This is a genomic window from Halanaerobium congolense, from assembly GCF_004366375.1.
Taxonomy (GTDB): Bacteria; Bacillota; Halanaerobiia; order Halanaerobiales; family Halanaerobiaceae; genus Halanaerobium; species Halanaerobium congolense.
On record NZ_SOEF01000004.1, the window covers coordinates 68,446 to 94,345 of the forward strand.

The following is a 25,900-nucleotide window of genomic DNA, read 5'->3' on the forward strand; positions in this document are numbered from 1 at the left end:
GAGGTAAAATAATGGAAACTAATAAATTAAGCATAGAAGAAAAAATACTAAAAGAAGAGAAAAAGAACTCAACTAAGATCAGTTTTCTCAGTTTGGGATTAATTCTGCTGATTATTTTAGCCTCAATTTATTCATTATTTGTAGGAGCTGCTGAACTAGATTTTAGTGATTTATTAAGAGTTATTTTTGAAGGTCAGAGAGGGATGATTTATAATATAATCTGGAATATTAGGCTGCCTTCAATTTTGACAGCGTTAACTGCTGGGATGGGTTTATCTCTGGCCGGAGTAGTTATGCAGAGCATTTTGAAGAACCCACTTGCTTCACCTTTTACTCTGGGAATATCTCATGCTGCAGCTTTTGGAGCGGCTTTTGCAATCGTAGTTGTTGATCTTAGTAATTTCCCATTATTATCATTTTTGGATGGATTATATTTACCTTCAGTTTCAGCATTTGTTTTTTCACAGCTGGCAGTTATTATTGTTATACTGATCAGTGCTAAACAGCAGGCCAGCAGAGAAAGCATTGTTTTGGCAGGTATTGCTCTTTCTTCCTTATTTACAGCTGGGACTACAGCTTTAGAATTTTTTGCAGATGATTTGGAGCTGGCTTCAGTTATTTATTGGACTTTTGGTGATCCAGGGAGAACAAATTGGAATCAATTTTTTATAATTTTAGCTGTGCTTTTAATTAGTCTAGTCTATTTTATCTATCACGGTTGGAGCTATGGAGTTTTGAACTCTGGTGATGAACTGGCAGCAAGTTTGGGAGTAGACTCCAAAAGATTAAGGTTATTTGCGATGACTGCAGCTTCTATTTTAACAGCAGTTATTATTTCTTTTGTTGGAGTAATTGGTTTTATCGGTCTTGTAACCCCTCATATTATTAAAAAAATTGCAGCGGGAAATCAGAGACAGCTTTTTTTAAATTCGGCTCTGGCGGGGGGACTGCTTTTGATTATTGCGGATAATTTAGCCAGAACATTATTTAGACCGGTTGTTTTACCAGTCGGAGTTTTAACTGCATTTTTGGGTGCACCATTATTTATCTATTTAATAGTTAAAGGGAGGCAGATCTGGTGATATTAAAAATTGAAGCATTAAATTTTGCCTATAACAAGAAAAAAGTTTTGAAGAACATTAATTTAGAAGCGGAAAAAGGAGAATTAATAACATTGATTGGGCCTAATGGATCTGGCAAAAGTACTCTTTTAAAATGTATTAATAATTACCTAAAAGCTGACCAGGGAACTATAAAGGTTAAAAATCAGCAGATAAGAAACTTCAGCCAAAAAGAACTTGCTAAAATTATAGCTTATGTACCTCAGGCTTCAGAGATTAATTTTAATCTTGATGTTTTTGAAACTGTATTAATGGGACGTAAGGCTTACAGTGGCTGGAAAGCAAATCAGCAGGATAAAGAAATAACAGCAGAAGTGATTTCGAAACTGGGTTTAGAGGAAATTGCTTTCAAAAATATTAATGAATTGAGTGGTGGCCAGCAGCAGAAAGTATTTATAGCAAGAGCAGCTGCTCAAGCAGCAGAACTTATTCTTTTAGATGAGCCAACCAATAATTTGGATTTAAAACACCAGCTTGAAATTTTTGAGATGATAGAAAAAGAAGTGAGCAGTGGGAAAACAGTGATTGTGACAATGCATGACTTATCATTAGTTAGCCGTTTTAGTGATCGAATTATTATGCTCAAAGAGGGCAGTATTTATTCTGATGGTACAGCTTCTACTTTATCAGCAGCCAAAATCAATTCAGTTTATGGAGTTGAAGTTAGTCTAAAAGAACATAATGGTAAAAAAATTATAATTCCTGAGAAGATTTGTGTATGATAATTTAAAATATCTGTATCAATTTCATAAAAGTTATAGGTTGTCTATGATATAATAAGTATAACAAAGTATATTTTGAAAATATATTTACGACAGGCGATAATCTTAATTTATAAAGGGAGGACTAACTTTATGCAGTGGCTTGATTTAAATGAGTCAACAAGTATAATATTGGATCAAATAATTCAAAAAATTAATGAAGGTGTAAATGTAGTTGATACAGATGGGAATATAATCTATGTTAATGAAAACTCTGCAAATTATGCAGATACTTCTATTGAAAATATGTTGGGAAAGCATATTACAGAATTTTATCCAAATGCAGCTGTTTTAAAAGTTTTAGATTTTAAAAAGAAATATACTAATATTCATGTAGAAAACCCTGATGGCAGACATTTTATTGTTAATGCTTATCCTTTAATAATAGATGATCAGATTAAGGGTGGTTTGGCAATATTTAGAGATATCACAGAACTGAAGATGATGAATAGTAAAATTTTAAATTTACAGGAAAAATTAATTAACACATCTTCTTCAAATATATTTAATGATTTTATTGGCAGTCAGGGCAGTTTAAAAGAAGTGGTAAACAAAGCCTGTAAGGCCATGGGTTCTCCAGGAGGTCCTAGACATTCTATTATTTCTGGCGAAACTGGAACTGGTAAAACTTATTTGGCTAAATTAATGTTTCGTTTTGCTAAAAATATTGGAGTTCTAAAAGAAGATGCTCCTTTTGTTCATATTAACTGTGCTCAATTTACAAATCCTGATATTGCGGCCTCTGAAATTTTTGGTTCTAAAAAAGGAAGTTTCACCGGTGCCTCTAATAAAAATGGATTGATTGAGCAGGCTAATAAAGGAGTCTTATTCCTTGATGAAGCTCACGCCCTCAAAAATTACCAAAATTTGCTTCTTAAGGTAATTGAAGAGCAGAAGGTGCGCAGAATCGGAGGAATAAAAGAAATACCGGTTGATGTAATTGTGATAGCAGCTTCTACAAAAGATTTAGAAGAAAATTTGCTGCCAGAACTTTATCAAAGGCTGGCCCAGTATGAACTGGTTTTACCACCATTCGATCAGCGTTCATATAGTGAGAAAGAGAAGATGTTCCTCCATTTTAAAGAAGAATATAAAAAATCTGCTTTAGAAAAATATGACTTTGATTTAGAAATAATGTTTGAGCCTGAAGCAAGAGAAAGATTGTTGAATGCCTCTTATAAAAGAAATGTGCGCCATTTCAAAAATGTAATTAATTATGCAATTGATAGTGCTACACCTTTGATTAATAATTTAGATAATAAAAAACTGATGATTTTAGTTAAGAATGAGCATATTCCCCAAAAAATACTTGCTGAAAGTAGAAACAATAATTATCAGTCAGAAGTCAAAGAAAATAATTCTAATTCAGAAAATGCAGAAGAACTAATAAAGTTTTATCGAGAAAAAGGATTTGGAGCCAGAAGAATAGCAACTCGTTTACAGGAAAAGGGCATTGATTTAAAATATTATCAGGTCTCATATAGATTAAAGAAGATGGATTTATAAGTTATGACTTTAAAGCTTTAATTATTTTGATGCTAATTATTAAAAGGGGATGGAAGCTTTACGGCTAGATATTAATTGTACTGCTATATTTTTTTAAAATTCAATATGTCCTGCATGTCCTGCATAATATTTGTTAAATCGACACATTAGCATGTTAAAGGATAAAAGAAATAATTTTAAAAAAATTCATAATTTTCCTTGTCAAATGATTTTTGAAGGAGTATAATTTAATTGAACCGACAGAAAGTGAGTAGCGGAGTTATTATTAGGTCGGTGGACTTATTTTCTGGAACAAAGTAGATGTGCAGCGAGTATGTTCCCTAACAAAATTATTAAGGGGGCATTACTAATGAAGAACATTTTTAAGCACAAGCGCACTCACAAAAGTCATGAAGATCAGGTGAAGTACAACACTAAATCTGATGTGGAAGGACATGTAAAATTGAAAGATAGCGCCTTGATGGAATATTACATGATGGGCGGCCATTAAAAACAAAAAAAATTAAGATGCCGGGGAATAAAAACCCCGGTTTTTATTTTACCTAAATAATTTTAATTCTTAAATTAAGATAATTATTTGACATTTTTAAATACTGTTGGTATAATTATTTTTGGAAGCGGTTCCATTTAATTTTTAAACTCTTTGGAAGCGGTTCCATAAATAATATTAAGGGGGATTAATTTGATGAAGAGTTTACGTTTGATTTTATCAGTATTATTAGTTTTGTTTTTAGTTTTTGCTTTAAGTGTGGTTGGCTTAGCTCAAGAAGAAAATGAGAAAACGGAGATCACAATTGCAGGTGGAAGTGTAGGGATTGAACTTGAGCTTACCAAAAAAGCAGCCAGAATGTTTGAAGAAGAACACCCAAATGTCAAAGTTGACGTTTATACAACTCCTGACTTATCTGATGATAGGAAAGGTCTATATCTTCAATATTTAGAAACTAAAGATTCTACTATTGATGTTTTTCAGGTGGATGTAATTTGGCCTGGTGAATTAGCTGATCATTTTTTAGATTTAAATGAATTTGGTGCTCAGGAAGTTGCAGATAAACATTTTGAGTCAATAATCCAGAATAACACTGTTGATGGTAGATTAGTAGCAATGCCCTGGTTTACTGATGCTGGATTATTATATTATAGAACAGATTTACTAAATAAATATGGTTATTCAGAACCACCTGCTACCTGGACAGAATTAGAAGAAATGGCTAAAACTATTCAAGCAGGTGAACGAGAAGAAAATCCTGATTTTTGGGGTTATGTCTGGCAGGGAAATGCTTATGAGGGCTTGACCTGTAATGCTTTAGAGTGGATTTATTCTAATAATGGCGGCAGAATAATTAATGAAGATAAAGAGGTTACAATTAATAATAAGAATGCAGTAGAAACAATTAATATGGCGGCTGATTGGGTTGGAGAAATTTCACCTCCAGGAGTAACCGGGCTGGTTGAAGAAAGTTCTAGAAAAATGTTTGAAGCTGGTAATGCAGCTTTTATGAGAAATTGGCCTTATGTTTATGCTCTGGCATCTGAAGAAGATAAAGCAACAGCAGGTAAGTTTGATGTTGCTCCTTTACCCGCTGGCGAAAATGGAAGTAGTTCTGCAGTGTTAGGCGGCTGGAATTTAGCAGTTAATAAATACAGTGAATATCCTGAATTGGCAGCAGAACTGGCAATATTTATGACCAGTGAAAAAGTCCAAAAAATGAGAGCAGTAGAAGGATCATTTAACCCAACTATTGCTGATTTATATGAAGATCAAGACGTTTTAGAAGCCAATCCATTTTTTGGTGATCTTTATCAGGTCTTTACTAACACAGTTCCCAGACCATCAGCTGAGGCTGGAGAAGATTATAGTGCGGTATCAGAAAGATTTTTTCAGGCAGTCCACTCTGTTTTAACTGGAGAATCGAGGGCAGAAGACGCGATAGCATATTTAGAATTAGGAATTGAAGATATCTTGGAAGACTAAGTTTTAAATATAAGCTGTTAGCAGACAGGATGTGGTACCACATCCTGTCTTACTTTTAATTAAACTGTCTTTGTATTTTTTAATTATACACGATATAATATGGATAAATGTTAAAATAATGAAAGGACAGTAGATCTAAATGTCTAAAAACAAAGTTAATATCTATGATGTTGCAGAAAAAGCTGATGTTGGAATTGGAACTGTATCAAGAGTTTTAAATAATAGTGATAAGGTAAAAGATAATACTAGAAAAAAAGTTTTGGAAGTAATGAAGGAGCTTAATTATCGGCCTAATAAACTTGCACAAAATTTAGCTCGACAGAAAGCAAATGCTGTTGCTGTTATAGTTCCGAGTTTTATTGATCATTTTTTTGTTGAAGTCTTAAAAGGCATACAGGACGCTTTAGAAGAAGAAAATATTGATTTGATTCTGTATAAAATTGATTTAAATGAAAATAGAATGAAAAAAATTATGGATATAGTACACAGCAGAAAGGTTGATGGGATTGCTGCTTTAACAATGGATATTTCAGATACAGAAAATCAAGAATTAAAAGACTCTGGAATCCCGGTAGTGCTTGCTGATGAATTTTCTGCTGATTTTCATTCAATATATTTGGATGACTTAAAAGGTGCAGAGATGGCAGTTGACTATTTAGTTAATCATAATCACAACAAAATTGCTTTTATTAATGGTGATATTAATAGTCTGCATGGACAAAAGCGTTTAGCAGGTGTGAAGAAATCTTTTCAAAAACATAATCTAAAAATTAATACAGCTCTGATCAAAGATGGAGATTTTTACGCCGAAGATGGTTATCAGTCAATGCAGGAAATATTAGAACTCCCCAGAACTGAATGGCCATCAGCTGTTTTTGCTGCTTCTGATAATCAGGCAATTGGAGTCCTGCAGGCCATGGAAGAAAAGGGCTTAAAAGCTCCGGATGATATAGCGGTAATCGGTTATGACAATATTGAGCTGGCAAAGTATTTGAAGATAACAACTGTCTGGCAGCCGATGTACCAGCTTGGTCATTTAGCAATTGAAATATTATTAAAGGCAATTAAGGGTGAATTAAATGAAATTTACCAGAAAGAATTAGAGCTGAAACTGGTTAAAAGAGAAACTGCTTAAGTTTTTGCTGTTTAGCTTGAAATAATTATTGATAAAGAATATTAATTCACAGAAAAAGGTGTAATTATGAATAAACAAAAAAAGAAATATTTATTAATTGCTCTCATTTATATTGCCTTTATCTCCTTGGGATTACCTGATGGATTATTAGGGGTTGCCTGGCCTGAAATGAGGAGCAGTTTTTCGCTGCCTCTTGATGCTTTAGGTATTATTTTAATTGGATCAACTACAGGCTATCTGCTCTCCAGTTTCTTTAATGGCTTTTTTATTAAAAAGATTGGAGTGGCAGTTCTGCTGGCTTTAAGTTGTCTGGCTACCGGGTTAGCTCTGATTGGTTATACCCTTACGCCTTTTTGGTGGCTTTTACCGGTGCTTGCAGTTCTTGCCGGTATGGGGGCTGGAGCAATTGATGCAGGTTTAAATACATATGTAGAAAAGAATTTTAATGAAGGATTAATGCAGTGGCTGCATGCAAGTTTTGGGGTTGGAGTTACTATTGGTCCAATTATTATGGCTAATGCAATCAAATATTCTGACAGCTGGAGAACAGGTTATATAATTGTTGGGACAGCTCAAATAATGCTGGCTCTGATCTTTGTGCTGACTCTTTCCCTCTGGAAGGATTCTAAAAACAAAAAGCAGGCTGAAGGAGAAAAGGATAAGCAGAAAAAGCGGGAAGAAAAAATGATTGACACTTTAAAACATTTACCTGCTCTTTTGAGTATTTTATTATTTTTTATTTATACCGGGATAGAAATGGCGATCGGGCACTGGACTTATACTTTATTTACAGAATCCAGAGGAATTAGTACAGCCCTGGCCGGATTTTGGGTCAGTGTGTACTGGGGTTCATTTACAATCGGCAGAATTTTAGCCGGATTTTTAGCATACAAGTTCTTAAGCCGAAAAATTACTAAATATGCTGCGGTACTAGGTCTTTTTGGCAGCATTTTAATAGCAGTTAACTTATCACAGGGGTTATCACTGTTTGGAATTGCTATAACTGGACTTGCAATAGCACCAATTTTTCCAGCTCTGATTTCAAGCACTTCTTACAGGGTAGGTAAGGAGCATACAACTAATACTATCGGGATGCAGATTTCTGCTGCAGGATTAGGTGGAGCCTTACTTCCCGGACTGGCAGGGGTGCTGGCACAAAATATTTCTTTAGAGATAATTCCAATTTTTATTACAATTTTATTTATATTGTTTTTAACTATCAATAATTTGATAAAAAAAGTAACAGATCAGGCTGCAGGAAAAGCGGCTTAAATAATTATAACTGGAGGTTTAACGATGAATAAAAAATGGTGGAAAGAAGCTGTGGTTTATCAGATTTATCCCCGCAGTTTTAAGGACAGTAACAATGATGGAATTGGAGATTTGAGAGGGATTATAGAAAAAATTGATTATTTAGATCAGCTGGGTGTAGATGCAGTCTGGTTAAACCCGGTTTATCAGTCTCCCAATGATGATAATGGTTATGATATCAGTGATTATAAGGATATTATGGATGAGTTTGGTACAATGGAAGATTTAGAAGAACTAATGGAGCTGCTGCATGAAAGAGAGATTAAGTTAATTATGGATTTAGTAATTAATCATAGTTCAGATGAACATCAGTGGTTTCAAGAATCACGAAAAAGTAAAAGTAACCCCTATCGAGATTATTATATTTGGAAAGATGGTAAAAATGATGGTCCACCCAATAATTGGAAGTCTTTTTTTGGAGGTTCAGCCTGGAAATATGATGAGCAGACTGATCAATATTATCTTCACCTGTTCTCTCCCAAACAGCCGGATTTAAACTGGGAAAATCCAAAACTGCGTCAGGAAATTTATGAGATGATTAACTGGTGGCTGGAAAAGGGTGTAGATGGTTTCAGGTTAGATGTAATTAATTTAATCTCTAAAGACCAGCGCTTTCCTGACGGAGCTGAAGCTGGACAGAAGGGACATGAATACTTTGCCAATGGTCCTCGAGTGCATGAATTTGTACAGGAAATGGCAGCTGAGACATTTAACAATTATGAGGCAATGACAGTTGGTGAAACTCCTTTTGTGGATAAAGATGAGGCCTTAAAATTTGTTAAAGAAGAACGAAAAGAATTCTCAATGGTTATCCCTTTTGAACATTTAGAATTTGACCGCAAAGAAGGCTGGGATAAGATTACTGACTGGGATCTGACAGAACTTAAAGATTTAATGAGTGAGTGGCAGTATAAGCTGCAGGAAAATAACGGCTGGACCAGCCTGTATTTCTGCAATCATGATCAGCCAAGAATTGTTTCCCGCTATGGTGATGATGGTGAGTACCGCAAGGAATCTGCCAAGATGCTGGGGACAATGCTGCATACCTTAAGAGGAACTCCTTTTATTTATCAGGGAGAAGAAATTGGAATGACCAATATTAGTTTTGAATCCTTAGATGACTTTGATGATATTGAAACTCGGGGCTATATTAAGGAAGTTCAGGCAAAGGGAGAATTAAGTGAAGACGAGATTTTAGAAATTGCTAATTATCGAACCAGAGATAATGCCCGTACACCAATGCACTGGAATAGCAATAAATATGCTGGTTTTTCAGAGGTTGAACCCTGGCTGAAGCTGAATACAAATTATCCAGCAGTCAATGTCGAAAAGGATTTAGCTGCTGAAGACTCAGTTTTTAAATATTATCAAAGGATGATCTCCCTGCGCAAAAAATATCCTGTTTTTGCCTATGGAGAATATGATATTTTACTTAAAGAAGATCAAAATATTTATGCTTATCAGAGACGGGGGGAAGAAAATAATCTGCTGATACTGCTAAATTTCAGCAGAAAGAGAGTTGATTATGATTTAACTGAGGAAGTGGAAGTTGAAACAGCCGAGCTGATTTTAAATAACTATCAGAAAGAGGCTGATTTTGAACTCAGTGGAAGTTTAAGACCATATGAAGCAAGAGTTTATCTCTGTTAAAGACAAACAATTTAAGGAAATTAAAGTTAAATTTGCTTGACTTTAAATTAAAAAGAATATATTATTAATGTAAGAATAGTTGCACAACTCCGAGTGTATTCAAGCTAAGACAAATAGTTATGCTGAGTACACCGACAGGGTTTAAGGGAAAACCTTTAGGCCTCCCGGAATGGAAAGGAGTGATCGATTTGGATTGCATTAACTTCAATCCGCCCTAAAACTTCCGGTTATGCTGCCGGAAGTTATTTTTTTGACTGGATTTTTTTCAGCTGACTCGCTTTAAAATTTGATTTGAATTAGGAAAAAAATAAAGAGAAATCAAAAAATTAGGGGGATTACTATGTCAAGTAAGAAAATCTTATTATCGTTACTTATTTTTATGCTGATTTTTACAACAGCAGCTGCTGCTCAGGAAGTTTTAACAATGGCCACCACAACCAGTACAGAGAATTCAGGTTTACTGGATAAATTGCTGCCTCCTTTTGAGGAAAAATTTGATGTCAGAGTAGATGTAGTAGCAGTAGGAACCGGGGCTGCTATTGAACTTGGGCGTAATGGAGATGCTGATATTATCTTTGTTCATGCCAGAGAGGCAGAAGATCAATTTGTAGCCAATGGCTATGGAGTTAACAGAAGAGATGTAATGTATAATGATTTTGTTATTTTAGGACCACCATCTGATCCAGCGGGAATCAGAGATACAGAAACTGCAGTTGAAGCTTTTCAAAAAATTAAAGCTGAAAAAGCAGAATTTGTTTCCCGCGGTGATAATTCTGGAACCAATAAAAAAGAATTATCAATCTGGGATAGTGCAGGTATAACTCCCGCTGGCAGCTGGTATTTAGAAAGCGGTCAGGGTATGGGTCCCAGTATTAATATGGCAGATGAGCGTCAGGCATATATTTTGGCTGATCGGGGAACATATTTAGCCTACAGTGGAGATATTGAGCTGGAAATAGTAAATAGTGGAGATCCTGAGCTTTTTAATCCTTATGGAATTATTCCGATCAACCCGGCCTATCATACCCATGTAAATTACCAGATGGCAATGGCCTTTACCGGATATGTAACTTCTCAGCAGGGTCAGAGTATAATTAATAATTATATGCGTTATGGTGAGCAGTTATTCTATCCATCTGCAATTGAAGCAGAAAATTTAGAAGAATAGATTTAAAAAAACACAATAATAGCTGGCTGTAGTTTTAATTTCTGCGGCCGGCTAATCTAATTTTATTTCAGGAGGTAAAAAGTGGACTATTATACTGATGCAATATTAAGAGCACTGCAGTTAATAATAACTCTGGATCAAGAGGTTATACAGGTGGTTGCAACCTCACTTAAAATTTCTATTACCTCAACCTTTATTGCTTCAATAATTTCTATGCCGCTGGCAGTTTTAATTGCCCGCAATAAGTTTAAAACAAAAAAGTTTATTAACATTATTTTAAATACAATGCTCAGTCTGCCGACAGTAGTGGTCGGAATTTTTGTTTACTCATTAATATCCCGGAGAGGAGTGCTGGGAGAACTGGATCTTTTGTTTACACCAGCTGGAATTATAATGGGCCAGGTAATACTGATCATACCATTAATAACTGCTCTAATAAGAAATATAATTTTTTCAATGGATGAAAAATTATACAAAACAGCAATTTCGATGGGAGCCAGCCGCAGTCAGAAGTTTAAACTTTTAATTTTAGAAGCCAGATATGGGATTATTGGAGCAGTAATTGCTGGCTTTGGCAGAGTTTTAGGAGAAATTGGAGTTTCAATGATGCTTGGTGGAAATATTAAAGGTGTAACCAGAACTATTACTACTGCTATGTCACTGGAAACAAATAAGGGTCGTTTTGCCTTTGCCCTAGCTTTAGGAATAATTCTTTTATCACTTTCATTTTTAATTAATTTTGTCACTTATTTTCTGCAGGAGGGAAAAAACTATGCTAGAAGATAAAATTATTGAAGTTAAAAATATCAAAAAGATCTGCAGAGGTAAAACCATTCTGGATATTGATCAATTTGCAGTTTTGAAAAATAAATTTAACTTTATTATTGGGGGGAATGGCAGCGGTAAAACCTCTCTTTTAAATATTTTAAGTCTGGTTGAACAGGATTTTCGGGGTGAAATTTATTATAAAGGTCGTAAAATTAATAAAGATGAACAAAATTTAGCTTTAAGGCGCAAATTTTCTGTAATCTGGCAGGACCCTTATCTGTACCGGGGTAATGTTTTCTATAATATTGCTCTGCCTTTAAAATTGAGAAATATTGAACAAAGCATAATAGACAAAAAAGTAAGGGAAATGGCTGGCCGACTGGAGATCAGTAATTTGTTAGAGCAGTCTGCTTATACACTTTCTGGTGGAGAAAAACAAAAAACTTCTATTGCTAGAGCTCTAATCTCTGAGCCGGAAATTTTATTTGTTGATGAAGCAACTACAAATTTAGATGAAGAGAGTATTTATTTTTTCAATTCTCATTTTGCTGATTTGGTTACTGATGAGATGACAGTGGTGATGGTCAGCCATGACCGCAGGCAAATTAAAGAACTAGCTGATCAAATAACTTTACTGAAAGGTGGTAAAGTAAAAACAACTAAGACTATTAATGATTTTAATTTTGAATTATTTGGGGCAGGGATTGAAACTTTTATAGCAGAGTTAGTTTGAAACTAAAATTTCTACTTTTGCTCGCAGTCAAAGTCCTCTTCGACTTCAGATTTATTGATTCGAGGCTGATTCATTTTTACTGATAATTTACAAAGCCCTTCATTAATTAATTGTTCTTCTACTAAAACATCAGCTGGTACTTTTATGGGAACTTCTGCAAAACTCCAGATAGCTTTAATTCCTGCAGCTACAAGGCGGTCGGCTGTTTTTTGAGCAGCTGCTTCAGGAACTGTTAAAATTGCAGCATCAACTTTGTTTTCAGATAGATAATTTTCTAAATCACTGATACTTTTAATTTCAAGATCATTGATTACCAAACCAATTAATTTTGGGTTTTTGTCAAAGACAGCTGTTAGTTTATAGCCTCTTTCAATATACCCCTTATTATAGGCCAAAGCCTGACCTAAATGACCTGCACCAATCAAAATAATTTTCTTATTATAATTAAAACCCATAATGATACGTATCTGTTGAAAAAGGCAAAAAATATCATAGCCATAACTTTTACGACCAAATGTGCCAAAATAGCTTAAATCTTTTCTAATTAATGAACTGCTAAATCCAGTTAATTTTGCTAGTTCTTCAGATGAGACATATGTTTTGTTGGATTCTTTTAATTTTTTTAAATGCTGATAATAAACAGGCAGCCTACTCATAATTATGTCCGGAATGCTGTATAAATCTTTGGTCATTTTATACACCCCCTAAATATTGTTAAAAAAATAACATATCCTAACATCATTTTATCTTAGTTGAAAAAAAATTTCAACTTTTTCCTAAAGGCTTTATTTAAAGTTAAAGTTTTAATTCAATACTATAGGGATTTCCTTTTTTGAGATACCAAATTAAATCAAAACTAATTTTTAAAGCAGGATATATTTAATTTTTGACGAAATTATTATTAAAGGGTTTTAGTCAGAATTTTCATGTATTATAGAAGATATTAGATTAAATGCAGAGGAGTGTGTAAAATGGATAAATATAAAATATCTAGATCAAAGTTGAACTACAATTTTAAGGCTGAACAATTAGATTTTGATACTACCGAAGAACTTTCTGCAATTGATGAAGAAATCATTGGTCAAAATAGAGCAGCAGACTCTCTTGATTTTGGGATGAGAGTTGATAAAAATGGTTATAATATTTTTATGGTAGGTGAGTCTGGAACAGGAAAATCAACTTATGCTGAAAATATGACAGAAGAAAAAGCAGCTGAGATGGAGCAGCCTAAAGATATACTTTATGTTTTTAATTTTTCTGAACCAGAAGAGCCTCGAGTTATGAGAGTTCCCGCCGGGATGGGAAATGATTTAAAAAATGATATGGATAAGATTATAGAGGAATTACAGGAAGAAATCCCACGTGCTTTCGAAGGTGAAGAATACGAAAAAGAAAGAAAAGAAATATTGAATGAATATCAACCAAAATCGAATAAACTAATGCAGGAATTTGAATCCTCAGCTAAAGAAAGAGGATTTTTGCTTCAAAACACATCTCAAGGTTTGGTACCGGTTCCGATTGATGAAGATGGAGAGCCTATTTCTCGCGAAGATTTTCAAGAGATGGATGAAGATAAAAAAGAAGAAATTCGTAATGAAAGTCAAAAAATACAAAATGAGATTTCACAGGTTATGCGGGAAATTCGCTCAATCAAAGAAAAAGCTCAAGATGAGCTATCAGCTTTAGAAAAAAAGATAGGTATTTCTATTGTCCAGCCAATAATTTGTCACTTAAAAAATCAATATGAAGACTGTGAAGAAATAGCGGATTATTTAGAGGAAGTTCAGGATGATATTGTAGATAATATTGATCGTTTCCGCAATGAAAATGACAACAACCAGCAAAATCCTTTTCTAGCAATGCAGCAGAATGATGATGGTAGTTTTTTTGTTCGCTATCAAATAAATATATTTGTCAATAACAGTAAAACAGATGGTGCACCTGTAATTTATGAAAAAAATCCTACTTACTATAATTTATTTGGTAAAATTGAAGGTAAAAGTCAATTTGGAACAATAACTACCAATTTTACAATGATTAGAAGTGGTTCTCTACACAGAGCTAATGGGGGGTTCTTAATTGTTCATGCTAAAGATCTGCTGACAAATCCATTTTGTTGGGATACCTTAAAAAGAGCTTTAATTAACCAAGAAATAACTGTTGAAAATATAGGAGAACAATATAGAAGTGTGCCAATTATTACTTTAAAGCCTGAAGCAGTAGAACTCGATTTAAAAATTATCATGATTGGTTCTCCTTATATTTACTATTTACTTTATAATTATGATGATGAGTTTTCTGAGTTATTTAAAATTAAAGCTGATTTTGATACTGAAATGACCCGAAACAAAGAAAATATTGCTAAATTTGCTGATTTCATTTCTTCGGTAATTAAGAGGGATCAGCTGAAAGAATTTAGCTCGGGGGCAGTAGCGGCGATGATTGATTTTAGTTCCCGCTTAACAGGAGATCGGGAAAAATTATCAACTAAATTTAATGAAATTATTGAAATTTTATACGAGTCAGATGTTTGGGCAGACAGCTATGGGGAAGAAGTAGTAAGTGCCAGTTCTGTTAAAAAAGCGATTGATGAAAAAGAAATGCGCTCAAATCTACTAGAAGAAAAAATACAGGAGCAGATAGATCGGGATCATTTACTGCTTGATGTTAGCGGTCAGGAAGTTGGTCAGATTAATGGACTTTCGGTTTATCAGGCAGGCAATTATAGTTTTGGTCGTCCAGCTCGCATTACAGCCCGCAGTTATTTAGGTAAAGAAGGTGTAATAAATATTGAACGCGAGGCTAAAATGAGCGGCAGGATTCACAGTAAAGGGGTTATGATCTTAACAGGCTATTTAGGTGGTAAATATGCCCAGAAAACTCCCTTAAGCTTAACAGCTTCTATTGCCTTTGAACAGAGCTATGGTGGAGTTGATGGTGACAGCGCAACCTGTGCCGAAGTAGTGGCTCTTTTATCCTCACTTTCGGGAATGCCAATTAGACAGGATATAGCTATAACCGGCTCTATGAATCAAAAAGGAGTTATCCAACCAATTGGCGGAGTTAATGAAAAAATTGAAGGATTTTTCAAAGTCTGTCAAGCAAAGGGTTTAACAGGGGAACAGGGTGTTATTATTCCGCAGAGAAATCTAGATAATTTAATGCTGGAAGAAGAAGTTATTGCTGCAGTTGAAAATAAGGAATTTAATCTTTACAGCATTGAAGAAATAGATCAAGCATTAGAAATTATGCTGGGTGAAGAAGCAGAAAAAGTCCACAGTGCAGTTCAAGAAAAACTGAAAGAATATGCCGAGTTTGACAGTGAAGATATTGCTGAAGATGATCAAGAAAAAAATGAGGATGAAAATGAATGAAGAGATTAATAACAAAAGCAAATATAATTTTAGAAGATAAAATTATTCGAAATGGTTCTCTGCTTTTTTCTGAGTCTGGAATTGAAAAAGTGGCTGCTTATAATTTAGAAGCTGGTCCAGATACAGAAATTATTGAGGCAGAGGGAGGTTATTTAAGCCCAGGAATGATTGATACCCACATTCATGGTGGTGGAGGTTTTGATACCATGGATGCTTCGCCTGAGGCGCTCACTGAAATCAGCCAGGTTCTGGCAGCACATGGTGTCACAGCTTTTCTGCCGACAACAATGACAATGGCTAGAAATCAAATCCATTCTGCTTTAGAAAATATTCGTCAGGCTAAAAAACAGGGATTAAGGGGAGCTCAAGTCTTAGGTACTCATGTTGAGGGACCTTTTATTAGTCCTGATTATATTGGAGCTCAAAATAGTAAAAATCTAATTAAGCCTGATTTAGAACTGCTTCAGGATTATTATGATATTGTGGAAATTGTAACTATGGCACCGGAAATTGATGGTGCACTTGAATTAATAAAAGAACTTAAAAAAAATAATATAACAGCTTCTGCCGGCCACTCTGCTGCAACATACGAAGAGTTTCAGGAGGCTTATCAAGCAGGAATGAATCACTTTACCCATTTATATAATGCAATGACTGGTCTCCACCACCGTAAACCAGGTCTTGTTGGCGCAGCATTTGATTCTGACGCCACAGTTGAACTAATTGTTGACCTGATTCACCATCATCAGGCAGTCGACCGTTTTACAATTCAAGCTAAGGGTATAGATAAAATTATTTTAGTTTCTGATAGCATGGAGGCAGCAGGTCTGGAAGATGGAGAATACGAGTTAGGAGGTCAGAAGGTAATTGTAGAAGCGGGTGCAGCGAGATTAGAATCGGGTGTGCTGGCCGGTAGTGTTTTAACTTTAGATCAGGCAGTTCGTAATTTAATGGAAATAACTGAGATATCGATTCCTGAAATATTTAAAATGGTGTCTTTAAATCCGGCCCAGAAATTAGGATTGGATCATAAGTTAGGAAAGATTAAAGCTGGTTATCAAGCTGATTTAGTAATTTTTGATAGTAATTTTAAAGTTCAAAAAATCTTTATTAAAGGGAAGAGATTTATGACTTAAAACTAAGAATAAAAGAGATTAAAAGAGCTAAATTAATTTAAACAAAATTATTTAACAAAAATAGCGTTTTTAGTTTTTTGACCTTCTCTGACTTTAGGCTTATAATAATAGTAGAGAATAAAGGTAAAAAAATACTATTAATCAAATTCGGAGGTGGTTTTATGTTTGATTTAGTACCATTTAGAAACCGCAGTCGGAGAGATGTTGCTGAAAGAGAAGAAGATCCATTTAACAGCTTGGTCTCTGGTTTCTTTGGTGATGTGATGGACTTTGCAGGACGCAGTTTTAGAGTTGATATTAAAGAAAGTGATGACGAATATACTATTGAAGCTGAAATGCCTGGTATGAAAAGGGAAGATATTAAGCTTGAGCTCAATGATGATTATCTAACTATTTCGGCTGAGCATCAGGAAGAAAAAGAAGAAAAGAAAGAAAATTATATTCGTCGTGAAAGAAGACAGGGTAAATATACCCGCAGTTTCTACCTGGAAAATGTAGATCAGGATGAAATTAAGGCAGAATATGATGAAGGTATTTTAAAAGTTCATCTACCAAAATTAGAACAGACACCCGTCAAAAAACGTACAATCGATATCGAATAAATCTTGAATAAATCTTAATAATATCTAGCTAGTATTTAAGCCCGGCCTTTTGGTCGGGTTTTTTATTAGCCAGGAAATTATACCTAATGGTTTGTTGTGGATAATATTTATAGTTTCATAATTTCCGCTATCAACAAAATTTAACCTTACTGTATTATACAGATTGTCCGAAGGACATTTTGTTCAATTAAAAGCTGATAATTGAAGAATTGTCAATTGTAGAGTATAATATAATTATAAATTATAAACATCTTAAATTAATTTTATGGGGAGGATTTTAATTGAATTATCCACAGCTTGATATTTATGTAAATAAAATTGAAGAGAATGCAGCAAAATTAAAAGAAAAGCTAGAAGCAAAAAATATAAAATTAACAGCAGTTGTCAAAGGCTTAGCTGGTGACACAAATGTATTTAAAGCTTATCAGCAGGCGGGAGTAGGGAGTATAGCCGACTCTCGAATTGAAAATATAATTAAGTTTAGAGAAGTTGGTTATCAGGGAGAAGCCTTAATGCTCAGAATTCCTATGGCTTCTGAGGTGGAAGAAATTGTCCGTTATACAGATGTCTCTTTAGTTACAGAACTTAAAATTGCTGAGCTGATTTCAAAAGAGGCACAGCGGGTTGATAAAAAAATTGATTTAATAGTTATGGTTGACATTGGTGATAGAAGAGAGGGAATTTTGGCAGCTGATTTAGCAGATCTGGCTCTAAAAATTGAAGAGATGCCAAATGTTATTATGAAAGGTATAGGTACCAATTTAGGTTGTTTTGCTGGAATTATTCCAGATGAAAATAATACAAAAAAGTTAATAAATATAAAAAAAGAGCTTGAAACTAAACTAGGAAGAAGCCTAGAAATTTTATCTGCTGGTAATACTGCTGCTTTAAGACTTCTAGAAAACGACTACTTAGCAGCTGAAATAAGCAATTTAAGGGTGGGGGAGGCAGTTCTGCTTGGTACAGATATTATAAATGAATCTTTAATTGAAGGTTTTAATCATTATAATTTTCATCTTAAGGCAGAAATAATTGAATTAAAAGAAAAACCTTCAAATCCTGAAGGAGAGATGGCTTTTGGAGGCCAGGGAAGAGGTCAAATTATAGCCGATAAAGGTCTGCGTCAGCGGGCTATTTTAGCAGTTGGCAAACAGGATATAGATTATCATGGTCTTTATCCAGAACTAGAAGGTGTAGAAGTTTTAGGATGCAGCAGTGATCATTTAATAACTGATGTAACTGAGGCAGCTGGCAAACTAGAAGTGGGAGATATTTTAAATTTTAAAATTAATTATAGTGCAATGTTAAGAGCAATGACTTCTCAATATGTTACTAAAAATTATATAGAATAATGGTGGAGGGGTAGAGTTGGATTTTTATTTAATAATTTTATTTTTATTTACAGGAATATTATTAGGTTTTCACTTAGACGAAAAAAATTACTTTGTAAAATTTGCAGACCTAATAACAAAAATTGGGCTTGTTATTTTACTGCTGGCAATGGGAGCTAACCTGGGAAGTAATGAGAAGATTTTTCTTCAGCTTGGAGAAATTGGTTTTCAGGCTCTAGTTTTTGCAGCAGTCAGCATTATTTTTAGTGTTTTAGCAGTGATAATTTTTGTTAAGATTTTAGACTTAAATAATCTGCTTTTGGGAGCTGATCCTGATACAGAGTCAGAGATTGAAGAACAAAATGCGGATAATACAATGACAATTTTAATTTTTTCATCAGTTGTGCTCGGTATTCTAACAGGATATTTTTTCTTAAACGGTGGAGAAGCAGTATTCTTGGATTTAATAACCAATTATGCTTTAGCTGTGCTGCTCTTTGGAGTTGGAATTGACATTGGTGCAAGCCGTGAAATTATTGAAGATTTAAAGCTGATGGGCTGGAAATTGATTGTAATCCCACTTCTGATTGCTGCCGCCTCTGTGTTGGGAACTGTTATAATTGGTTTTGTATTTAACTTTTCGCTTGGAGAATCAGCTGCAGTTGGAGCGGGTTTTGGCTGGTACAGTTTATCTGGAGTTTTAATTTCTAAGTTACATAGTGCAGAATTGGGATCACTGGCATTTTTGACAAATGTTTTTAGAGAACTATTGACTGTTATGATTTTGCCCTTTGTTGCTAAATATTTTGGCAGCCTGGCAGCAATTGCTCCGGGTGGTGCAACAACAATGGATGTTACCTTACCACTTGTTAAGGAAGCAGGGGGAGAAGCAGTTGTGATTCCGGCTTTTATTAGTGGAGCAGTGCTTTCAACACTGGTGCCAATTTTAGTCCCATTATTTTTAAGCATTTAACTTATTTTTAAAATAGAGAAAGGAATGATTATAGTGATTAAGAAAGAAGAAAAGCTGCAGGAGATGAACCAGGCTTTGAAGGCTTTAATTCAGCCTGAAGGAGATTGGCTGGCTAATTTAGCAAATAGCTCTGCCCTTTTATTTGAGTTTATGGATGATATTAATTGGGCTGGCTATTATATTTGGAAAAATGACCAGCTTGTTTTGGGCCCATTTCAGGGGAAAACAGCCTGTGTCCGGATTGAGGAAGACAAAGGGGTTTGTGGTACAGCTTATTCTCAGCGCAAAATAATGGTGGTAGAAGATGTACATCAGTTTCCCGGCCATATTGCCTGTGATTCAAATTCTAAATCAGAAATTGTGCTGCCGATAATAGTTGCCGGAGAAGTTATAGCTGTTCTAGATATTGACAGTCCTCAGAAATCTCGTTTTGATGAGCTTGATCGAAAATATTTGCAGGAATTTGTAGATATTTTAGTTGATGAAACAGATTTTCTACCACTGATGGAAAAATTTTAAGAAAAATTCTCAGTTAATTAATAAATTTAGATTGGAATCTATAGGAGGTTAAATTTTGTTTAAAGATAAAGATGTTTTTCTTTTTGATTTAGATGGAACACTCTTAACAATTGAAACAGAAGAGTTTTTAAAGCACTATTTTAGAGCTCTTTCTTTGGAATTTAAAGATTTGTTTGAAGAGCAAAGTGATTTTATTAATCTTTTAATGGCTTCTACCCAGAAAATGATAAAGAATGATGGTAGTTCAAGCAATCAGCAGGCTTTTATGGAAGAGTTTATGAAAAAAATAGATATTAATAAGCAGACTGAGGTTGAGCAGATAAAAGAACGATTTGATCAATTTTATCAAAATAAATTTGAGGCCTTAGGTAAATATTTTGAAATTGATAAGGAAACTCCTTTAGAAATTATTAAGTATCTAAAAAAACAGGGGAAAAAGCTTGTTTTAGCAACAAATCCTCTTTTTCCCAAAAAGGCAGTTGAAAAAAGACTAAGCTGGACAGGTATTGATCCCGCTGATTTTGAGCTTTTAACCCATTATGAAAATATGAGTTATTCTAAACCAAACCCCAATTATTATCAGGAAATATTAGAAAAAATTAATGTAGATCCTGAAAACTGTTTAATGATTGGTAATGATTTAAAAGAAGATGCTGCAGCTGCAGAGTTAGGAATCAAAACTTTTATTATTGAAGATAAATTAATTAAAAGAAAAGGCAGTGATTATCCGATAGAATGGCGGGGTAGTTTAAAAGAATTTAAAGATTTAATTAAAAGAGAGATATAAGAAAAACTCCAGCGAGATTAATTTTAGTCTGCTGGAGTTTTTACTTTTTCATTATTTTTTAGTTTCATTTTTAAGCAATTTTCTTTACTTTTCAACTACAAGTTCTTCTTTCTGGTTTAGCAGATAGTCCTGACCATAAACTTTAATTTTTAAATCAGCCCCAGCTTCTAGATAAAAAGTAGTTTCTTCCTGTTCAACATTAACTTTAATTCTGCGGCCCCTAAATATAATCATAAAGTTAAATCCATCCCAGGCTTCTGGTAAAAATGGTCTAAATTCTACCTGATCATTTTGCACTTTAAAACCGGCAAAGCCTTTAACAATTGACATCCAGGTTCCGGCCATGCTTGTAATATGCAGGCCATCATCTGTATCAGTATTGTAGTTATCAAGATCGAGGCGGGCAGTTCTTAAATACAGCTGATATGCTTTTTCTTCCCGCTCAAGGTCAGCTGCCAGAAGCGAATAAATACAGGGAGAAAGTGAAGACTCATGGACAGTACGCGGTTCATAAAAATCATAGTGGCGGGCGATACTGGCACGATCAAAGTCCTCTTTAAAGTAATAGATTCCCTGCAGCACATCTGCCTGTTTAATATAAGGTGAGCGTAAAATTTTGTCCCAGGACCAGTTTTTATGCAGTGGAATATCTTCTTCCTCCAGGTCGGAAACTAATTTTTGTTCTTTGTCAAGATAGCCGTCCTGCTGAGAATAAACATCAAATTCTTCAAGATAAGGATAATACATTTTTTCGGTCATATCCTGCCATAATTCAAGCTCAGAATCTTCAAGTTCAAGTTCAGAAATCCATTCTTCATATTTAGCAGGATCATTTTTTTTGATTTGTTCTAAATTTTCAAGTGTATAATTTAGTGTCCAGACTGCTATTCGATTAGTATACCAGTTATTGTTGACATTATTTTCATACTCATTTGGACCTGTTACTCCCAGAATCATATACTTATCTTTGTGGGAATTAAAATGAGCTCTGTCAGCCCAAAATCGTGAAATCTGTGCTAAGACTGGGATTCCATATTCTTTAATATATTCTTCATCACCTGTATAATCCACATAATCTTTAACTGCATGAGCTATGGCTCCATTACGGTGAATTTCCTCAAAGGTTATTTCCCATTCATTATGGCATTCTTCACCATTGATTGTCACCATTGGGTAAAGAGCACCTTCTAAATCTAATTTATCAGCATTTTCAACTGCTTTTTCTAAGTGATTATATCTATATAATAATAAATTTCGAGAAACATCTTCACTGTGGGTAGCGAGATAAAAGGGAAGACAGTAAGCCTCTGTATCCCAGTAAGTTAAGCCACCATATTTTTCTCCTGTAAATCCTTTAGGTCCAATATTTAAACGGGGATCATGGCCGGTATAAGTTTGATTGAGATGAAAAATGTTGAAGCGAATTCCCTGCTGTGCTTCTGGATCACCTTTAATTTTAATATCACTTTCCTGCCAAATTTTGGCCCAGGCCTCTTTATGTTCTGTAAAAAGATCTTCGTAGCCTCTGAATTCTGCTGCAGCAGCTTTTTTTTCTGCTTTTTTGCTGACTAAATTTTCTTCATAGTCTCTGCTGGTGCAGACAGCAATATATTTATTTAGCTCAATTTTTTCTCCAGCAGCAGCTTTAAGTGTTATTTTATTACCAACATAATTTTCATCTCCTGGTCCTGTTAACAGCTCAACTTTGCGTTCTTTTTTATTTAAATCCCAATTCATAGCAGTAGCTACAACAAAATCAGACTTTCTGGTTTTCATTGAAAGCAGAGCTTTACCTTTATTATTTTTCTTTTTTAGTCCTTCCCAGAAAAATTCATTATAATTTGCATCTTCATTTTTGACATCACCATCAAGATGAGGAATTAAAACTATTTCAGCATCTTGAGCAAGAGGACGGACTTGATACTTAACAGCAGCTAGTTCTTTATTTTTTTGATTTAAAAATCTTTTTTCTATAATTTCAACCCGATTGTTTTCCAGCTCAACAGTAAAAGATCTTTCCAAAAAAGCCTTTTTCATATTTAATACCCGTTTAAAATTACTGAAATCAACTTTATTTAAATCAATTTCTGTACCATCTATTTGTAAATTTATACCGATAAAGTTGGCAGCATTAGCAATTTTAGCAAAATATTCCGGATACCCGTTTTTCCACCAACCAACGATAGTCTTATCCGGATAATAGACACCAGCAATATATGTACCCTGCAGGCTGTCTCCAGTGTAATTTTCAGCAAAATTCCCTCGAAGGCCCATATGACCGTTACCTAGACTCATAACACTCTCGGTAACTCGGTTGTAATTTTTATCAAAATCATTTTCAATAACTTGCCATTCATCAACTTCAAAATATTTTTTCAAAATGTTCACCTACCTTTCGACTAAATTATATCAGAGAAACTTGATTAATGAAAGTGCTTCCATTTTAAAATTATTTGTAAATTATTAAGACTATCAGGCTGCATTAATAGTATAAGCAGTAACAGTATAATGTGAATTTAATAATGGATATAATTTCAAGTTGAACCCTTAAAGACTTTAATTCTTTAACTCATTTTTTAGTTCGTGATATTCCTCAGTTGATATTTCTCCTTTTGCATATCTTAATTTAATAATTTCTAGAACTTTTTTATTTTCGAGCAGATTATCCTGATTTAAATTAGAATGTTGTTTTTGATTATTAAATTGTTCAAAAATAAAATTAAAGAATCCTTTTTTATAGAGAAAGAAGATCATTAAAAAGGCCATTATTGGCATAATAAACATTGGCAGCATCCAGAATCCGCTAAAGAAAAAGGGCATACTAAAACCTCCTTGCCTAAAATTTTACTTTATTTTTAATTTTACTACTTCAACTTTTTTATCTTTAATTAATCTGCTTAAAAAGAAAAGAACTGTATTTTCACTAACTTTTAGCTTATCAGCAATTTCAGCAGCATCAAAATTTTGATTATCAGTCTGACAATTATTTTCTAAAATTACTAATAATTCTTTTTCAACTTCTCCTGCCCACTCTTCAAATAACATTTGGACTTCATCGTTTGCCTGACCAGCTAATTTTGCTGTTTTTTCAATTGAAGCAGTCATATTTTCACACATTTTTTGAGGGCTAAAGCTGCTATTCTGCATTTTGGACATCATTTTTTTAGCCATATCTGGCATCATATTATTACCTCCATTATTTTCTTTGTTTTCACTTTCTCCACAAGAACCTACTGTCATATTTAACACCTCCAATTAAGTTTGAATAAAAGATTATTTCCAGGGTGGAAAAGGAAAATAGAAACTATCTGGATTTTCGTTTTCTTCAAATTGCTCAGCACTAAAATTAAGAAAGCTTTTAATTAAAAGGAGTAGGTTTTTATTGACTAACTTATTATAGACAAATGAAGATTTCCTAAATTTTTTAATTAATCCAGCTTCGTTTAGAGCTTTTAAGTGAAAAGATGCTAAAGGCTGAGATAATTCGGTTATTTTTGTTATTTCTGTGACTGACAAAGCTTTGTCTTCTAAAGCAAAAATAATTTTTAATCTATTTTTTTCTGCTAATAATTGAAATAGATTAGATAATTTATTTATATCCTTATTATTAATCATTTTGACCCTCCTCTTGATCCTCCTCGGGGCAAGCCCTCGAGGTTTGCAAGCAGAATTTCACTCTATCACCTCGAAGTAAATAGATATTTATATAAATCTTTATTTATATCATACTTTATTTATCTTAAAATATCAATAGAATTAGATATTTTTTATCTTTTAATTTCACTTTATTTAATGTATGATATAAATAGTTCCAAATATAAAGATCTAAATTTATAGTTTTGATAAAAATTTTTAATTTATTAATATTGGAGGTGGTTTGATGATTCTAGATTTTTTAAATACTGTATCACCAATAACCCAGGCCCTGTTGGCAACATTATTTACCTGGTTTGTCACAGCTTTAGGAGCTGGGGTTGTTTTCTTTTTTACCGAGGTAGACCGCAGACTTCTTGATGGCATGCTTGGCTTTGCTGCTGGAGTGATGATAGCAGCCAGTTTCTGGTCTTTACTTGCTCCAGCAATAGAAATTTCTGAAAATTTAGGTGTGGCCGGTTGGATTCCCGCTGTAATTGGTTTTCTAATGGGGGGAATATTTTTGCGGCTGGTTGATATTGTATTACCACATTTACACCCTGCTTTAGCCAATAGTGAACCTGAAGGAATTAAAACTAAATGGCAGAGGAGTATTTTGCTTGTTCTGGCTGTTACTTTACATAACTTTCCAGAAGGTCTAGCAGTTGGAGTGGCCTTTGGTGCAGCAGCAGTTAATATCCCCTCTGCCTCTGTTGCTGGAGCTGTTGCTCTGGCATTGGGGATTGGTCTGCAGAACTTTCCGGAAGGGGCAGCTGTTTCTATTCCTTTAAAAAGAGAGGGTCTTTCTTCAAAAAAGAGTTTTCTTTATGGTCAGTCTTCAGGTATTGTAGAACCGATTGCTGGAGTTATCGGAGCTGCAGGAGTTTATTATATGAGACCAATACTACCTTATGCTTTAGCCTTTGCTGCTGGAGCAATGATCTTTGTAGTAGGAGAAGAGTTAATACCTGAAGCAAACTCTGAGGGGAACAGTCATTTAGCGACTACCGGTTTAATGCTCGGTTTTGCAGTTATGATGTTTTTAGATGTTTCCCTGGGTTAACTGAAAATATTTTCTTGACAATACTGAATAAATAATATATACTTGAAAAAATTCGAGATGAGAAGAGCCCAGATTAGTAGAGAAGAGTTAGAGATGAGATTAGCAGAGCCAATATTGTTGTGCATTTAATGGGCCAGGTTTATATCTATTTATATAAACGTGGCTTTTTGTTTTTAGTTAAAATATTTTGGAGGCATTTAGCTTCTGATATTAAAATTTAATCTTACTTAATTAAGTCTATCTTTTCTTGATTATTGGAGAGACAGCAAAAAATTAATGGATTAAATACTTATTTTTAACTAAAAAATCTCTTACTTTAAGATAACTAAGGTCAGGCTTTTAATTAAGCTCTGA

Annotated in this window: 24 protein-coding genes and 1 riboswitch; of the genes, 19 read left to right on the forward strand and 5 right to left on the reverse strand. The window is 34.0% G+C overall.

Annotation, left to right across the window (positions count from 1 at the left end):
• The first annotated feature begins 11 nt into the window (after nucleotides 1–11).
• The 11 genes from C7954_RS02555 to C7954_RS02600 all read left to right on the forward strand — a co-directional run bounded on the left by C7954_RS02555 (nucleotide 12) and on the right by C7954_RS02600 (nucleotide 12,128).
• Entirely contained in the window at nucleotides 12–1,082 is a 1,071-nt protein-coding gene (locus tag C7954_RS02555; RefSeq protein ID WP_073157348.1) for a FecCD family ABC transporter permease, read from the forward strand.
• Complete coding sequence (locus tag C7954_RS02560) at nucleotides 1,079–1,843, forward strand: ABC transporter ATP-binding protein (RefSeq protein ID WP_073157351.1); 765 nt, start codon at nucleotides 1,079–1,081, stop codon at nucleotides 1,841–1,843. The genes C7954_RS02555 and C7954_RS02560 overlap by 4 nt, the downstream gene beginning before the upstream one ends.
• A gap of 132 nt (nucleotides 1,844–1,975) precedes the next feature.
• Nucleotides 1,976–3,388, forward strand: a complete 1,413-nt coding sequence (locus C7954_RS02565) for a sigma 54-interacting transcriptional regulator (protein ID WP_073157354.1) — start codon at nucleotides 1,976–1,978, stop codon at nucleotides 3,386–3,388.
• A gap of 349 nt (nucleotides 3,389–3,737) precedes the next feature.
• Nucleotides 3,738–3,878, forward strand: coding sequence for a hypothetical protein (locus C7954_RS13575; protein WP_159432601.1), 141 nt, complete (start codon nucleotides 3,738–3,740; stop codon nucleotides 3,876–3,878).
• 195 nt (nucleotides 3,879–4,073) lie between these two features.
• Nucleotides 4,074–5,363 (forward strand): ABC transporter substrate-binding protein, encoded by a 1,290-nt coding sequence (locus C7954_RS02570; protein ID WP_073157358.1) that lies wholly within the window; start codon nucleotides 4,074–4,076, stop codon nucleotides 5,361–5,363.
• A gap of 139 nt (nucleotides 5,364–5,502) precedes the next feature.
• On the forward strand, nucleotides 5,503–6,498 hold the full coding sequence (locus tag C7954_RS02575) for a LacI family DNA-binding transcriptional regulator (protein WP_073157361.1): 996 nt from the start codon (nucleotides 5,503–5,505) through the stop codon (nucleotides 6,496–6,498).
• Nucleotides 6,499–6,564: 66 nt separating this feature from the next.
• Nucleotides 6,565–7,770 carry an MFS transporter gene (locus tag C7954_RS02580; protein ID WP_089716363.1) on the forward strand — a complete coding sequence of 402 codons (1,206 nt, stop codon included), beginning with the start codon at nucleotides 6,565–6,567 and terminating at the stop codon, nucleotides 7,768–7,770.
• Nucleotides 7,771–7,794: 24 nt separating this feature from the next.
• On the forward strand, nucleotides 7,795–9,459 hold the full coding sequence (locus C7954_RS02585) for a glycoside hydrolase family 13 protein (protein WP_089716364.1): 1,665 nt from the start codon (nucleotides 7,795–7,797) through the stop codon (nucleotides 9,457–9,459).
• Between the two features lie 75 nt (nucleotides 9,460–9,534).
• Nucleotides 9,535–9,655, forward strand: a riboswitch (molybdenum cofactor riboswitch).
• 144 nt (nucleotides 9,656–9,799) lie between these two features.
• Nucleotides 9,800–10,627: an ABC transporter substrate-binding protein gene (locus tag C7954_RS02590; RefSeq protein WP_089722798.1), complete on the forward strand. Its 828-nt coding sequence runs from the start codon at nucleotides 9,800–9,802 to the stop codon at nucleotides 10,625–10,627.
• Between the two features lie 81 nt (nucleotides 10,628–10,708).
• Nucleotides 10,709–11,413: an ABC transporter permease gene (locus tag C7954_RS02595; RefSeq protein WP_073157372.1), complete on the forward strand. Its 705-nt coding sequence runs from the start codon at nucleotides 10,709–10,711 to the stop codon at nucleotides 11,411–11,413.
• Nucleotides 11,400–12,128: an ATP-binding cassette domain-containing protein gene (locus C7954_RS02600; protein WP_073157375.1), complete on the forward strand. Its 729-nt coding sequence runs from the start codon at nucleotides 11,400–11,402 to the stop codon at nucleotides 12,126–12,128. Before C7954_RS02595 ends, C7954_RS02600 begins: the two co-directional genes overlap by 14 nt.
• 11 nt (nucleotides 12,129–12,139) lie before the next feature.
• Here the strand turns inward: C7954_RS02600 and C7954_RS02605 are convergent, their stop codons facing one another.
• The gene (locus C7954_RS02605) at nucleotides 12,140–12,820 is read right to left on the reverse strand and encodes a redox-sensing transcriptional repressor Rex (RefSeq protein WP_073157378.1); all 681 of its coding nucleotides are present in this window, start codon (nucleotides 12,818–12,820) and stop codon (nucleotides 12,140–12,142) included.
• 279 nt (nucleotides 12,821–13,099) lie between these two features.
• Between C7954_RS02605 and C7954_RS02610 the strand changes: the two genes are divergently transcribed.
• The 7 genes from C7954_RS02610 (at nucleotide 13,100) to C7954_RS02640 (ending at nucleotide 20,850) form a co-directional block, all read left to right on the forward strand.
• Nucleotides 13,100–15,502 carry a Lon protease family protein gene (locus C7954_RS02610; protein WP_134058613.1) on the forward strand — a complete coding sequence of 801 codons (2,403 nt, stop codon included), beginning with the start codon at nucleotides 13,100–13,102 and terminating at the stop codon, nucleotides 15,500–15,502.
• A complete protein-coding gene (nagA, locus tag C7954_RS02615) occupies nucleotides 15,499–16,638 on the forward strand; it encodes an N-acetylglucosamine-6-phosphate deacetylase (RefSeq protein ID WP_073157384.1) in 1,140 nt (379 codons plus the stop codon). The genes C7954_RS02610 and nagA overlap by 4 nt, the downstream gene beginning before the upstream one ends.
• Before the next feature lie 161 nt (nucleotides 16,639–16,799).
• On the forward strand, nucleotides 16,800–17,240 hold the full coding sequence (locus tag C7954_RS02620; protein ID WP_073157386.1) for an Hsp20/alpha crystallin family protein: 441 nt from the start codon (nucleotides 16,800–16,802) through the stop codon (nucleotides 17,238–17,240).
• A 281-nt stretch (nucleotides 17,241–17,521) separates the two neighbouring features.
• Entirely contained in the window at nucleotides 17,522–18,592 is a 1,071-nt protein-coding gene (locus tag C7954_RS02625) for an alanine racemase (protein WP_073157389.1), read from the forward strand.
• A 16-nt stretch (nucleotides 18,593–18,608) separates the two neighbouring features.
• Nucleotides 18,609–19,544, forward strand: coding sequence for a LysO family transporter (locus tag C7954_RS13785; protein WP_081374518.1), 936 nt, complete (start codon nucleotides 18,609–18,611; stop codon nucleotides 19,542–19,544).
• A gap of 24 nt (nucleotides 19,545–19,568) precedes the next feature.
• On the forward strand, nucleotides 19,569–20,063 hold the full coding sequence (locus C7954_RS02635) for a GAF domain-containing protein (RefSeq protein ID WP_073157392.1): 495 nt from the start codon (nucleotides 19,569–19,571) through the stop codon (nucleotides 20,061–20,063).
• A gap of 55 nt (nucleotides 20,064–20,118) precedes the next feature.
• Entirely contained in the window at nucleotides 20,119–20,850 is a 732-nt protein-coding gene (locus C7954_RS02640) for an HAD family hydrolase (RefSeq protein ID WP_073157395.1), read from the forward strand.
• An 84-nt stretch (nucleotides 20,851–20,934) separates the two neighbouring features.
• Here the strand turns inward: C7954_RS02640 and C7954_RS02645 are convergent, their stop codons facing one another.
• The 4 genes from C7954_RS02645 to C7954_RS02660 form a co-directional block, all read right to left on the reverse strand.
• Nucleotides 20,935–23,229: a family 65 glycosyl hydrolase domain-containing protein gene (locus C7954_RS02645; protein WP_089722801.1), complete on the reverse strand. Its 2,295-nt coding sequence runs from the start codon at nucleotides 23,227–23,229 to the stop codon at nucleotides 20,935–20,937.
• Nucleotides 23,230–23,406: 177 nt separating this feature from the next.
• Complete coding sequence (locus tag C7954_RS02650; RefSeq protein WP_089655841.1) at nucleotides 23,407–23,670, reverse strand: SHOCT domain-containing protein; 264 nt, start codon at nucleotides 23,668–23,670, stop codon at nucleotides 23,407–23,409.
• A 24-nt stretch (nucleotides 23,671–23,694) separates the two neighbouring features.
• A complete protein-coding gene (locus tag C7954_RS02655; RefSeq protein ID WP_110300929.1) occupies nucleotides 23,695–24,090 on the reverse strand; it encodes a hypothetical protein in 396 nt (131 codons plus the stop codon).
• 33 nt (nucleotides 24,091–24,123) lie between these two features.
• The gene (locus C7954_RS02660; protein WP_089655839.1) at nucleotides 24,124–24,465 is read right to left on the reverse strand and encodes an ArsR/SmtB family transcription factor; all 342 of its coding nucleotides are present in this window, start codon (nucleotides 24,463–24,465) and stop codon (nucleotides 24,124–24,126) included.
• Between the two features lie 265 nt (nucleotides 24,466–24,730).
• On the opposite strand from C7954_RS02660, the gene C7954_RS02665 reads away from it, so the two are divergent.
• Nucleotides 24,731–25,546, forward strand: coding sequence for a ZIP family metal transporter (locus C7954_RS02665; RefSeq protein WP_073157403.1), 816 nt, complete (start codon nucleotides 24,731–24,733; stop codon nucleotides 25,544–25,546).
• The last annotated feature ends 354 nt before the right edge of the window (nucleotides 25,547–25,900 follow it).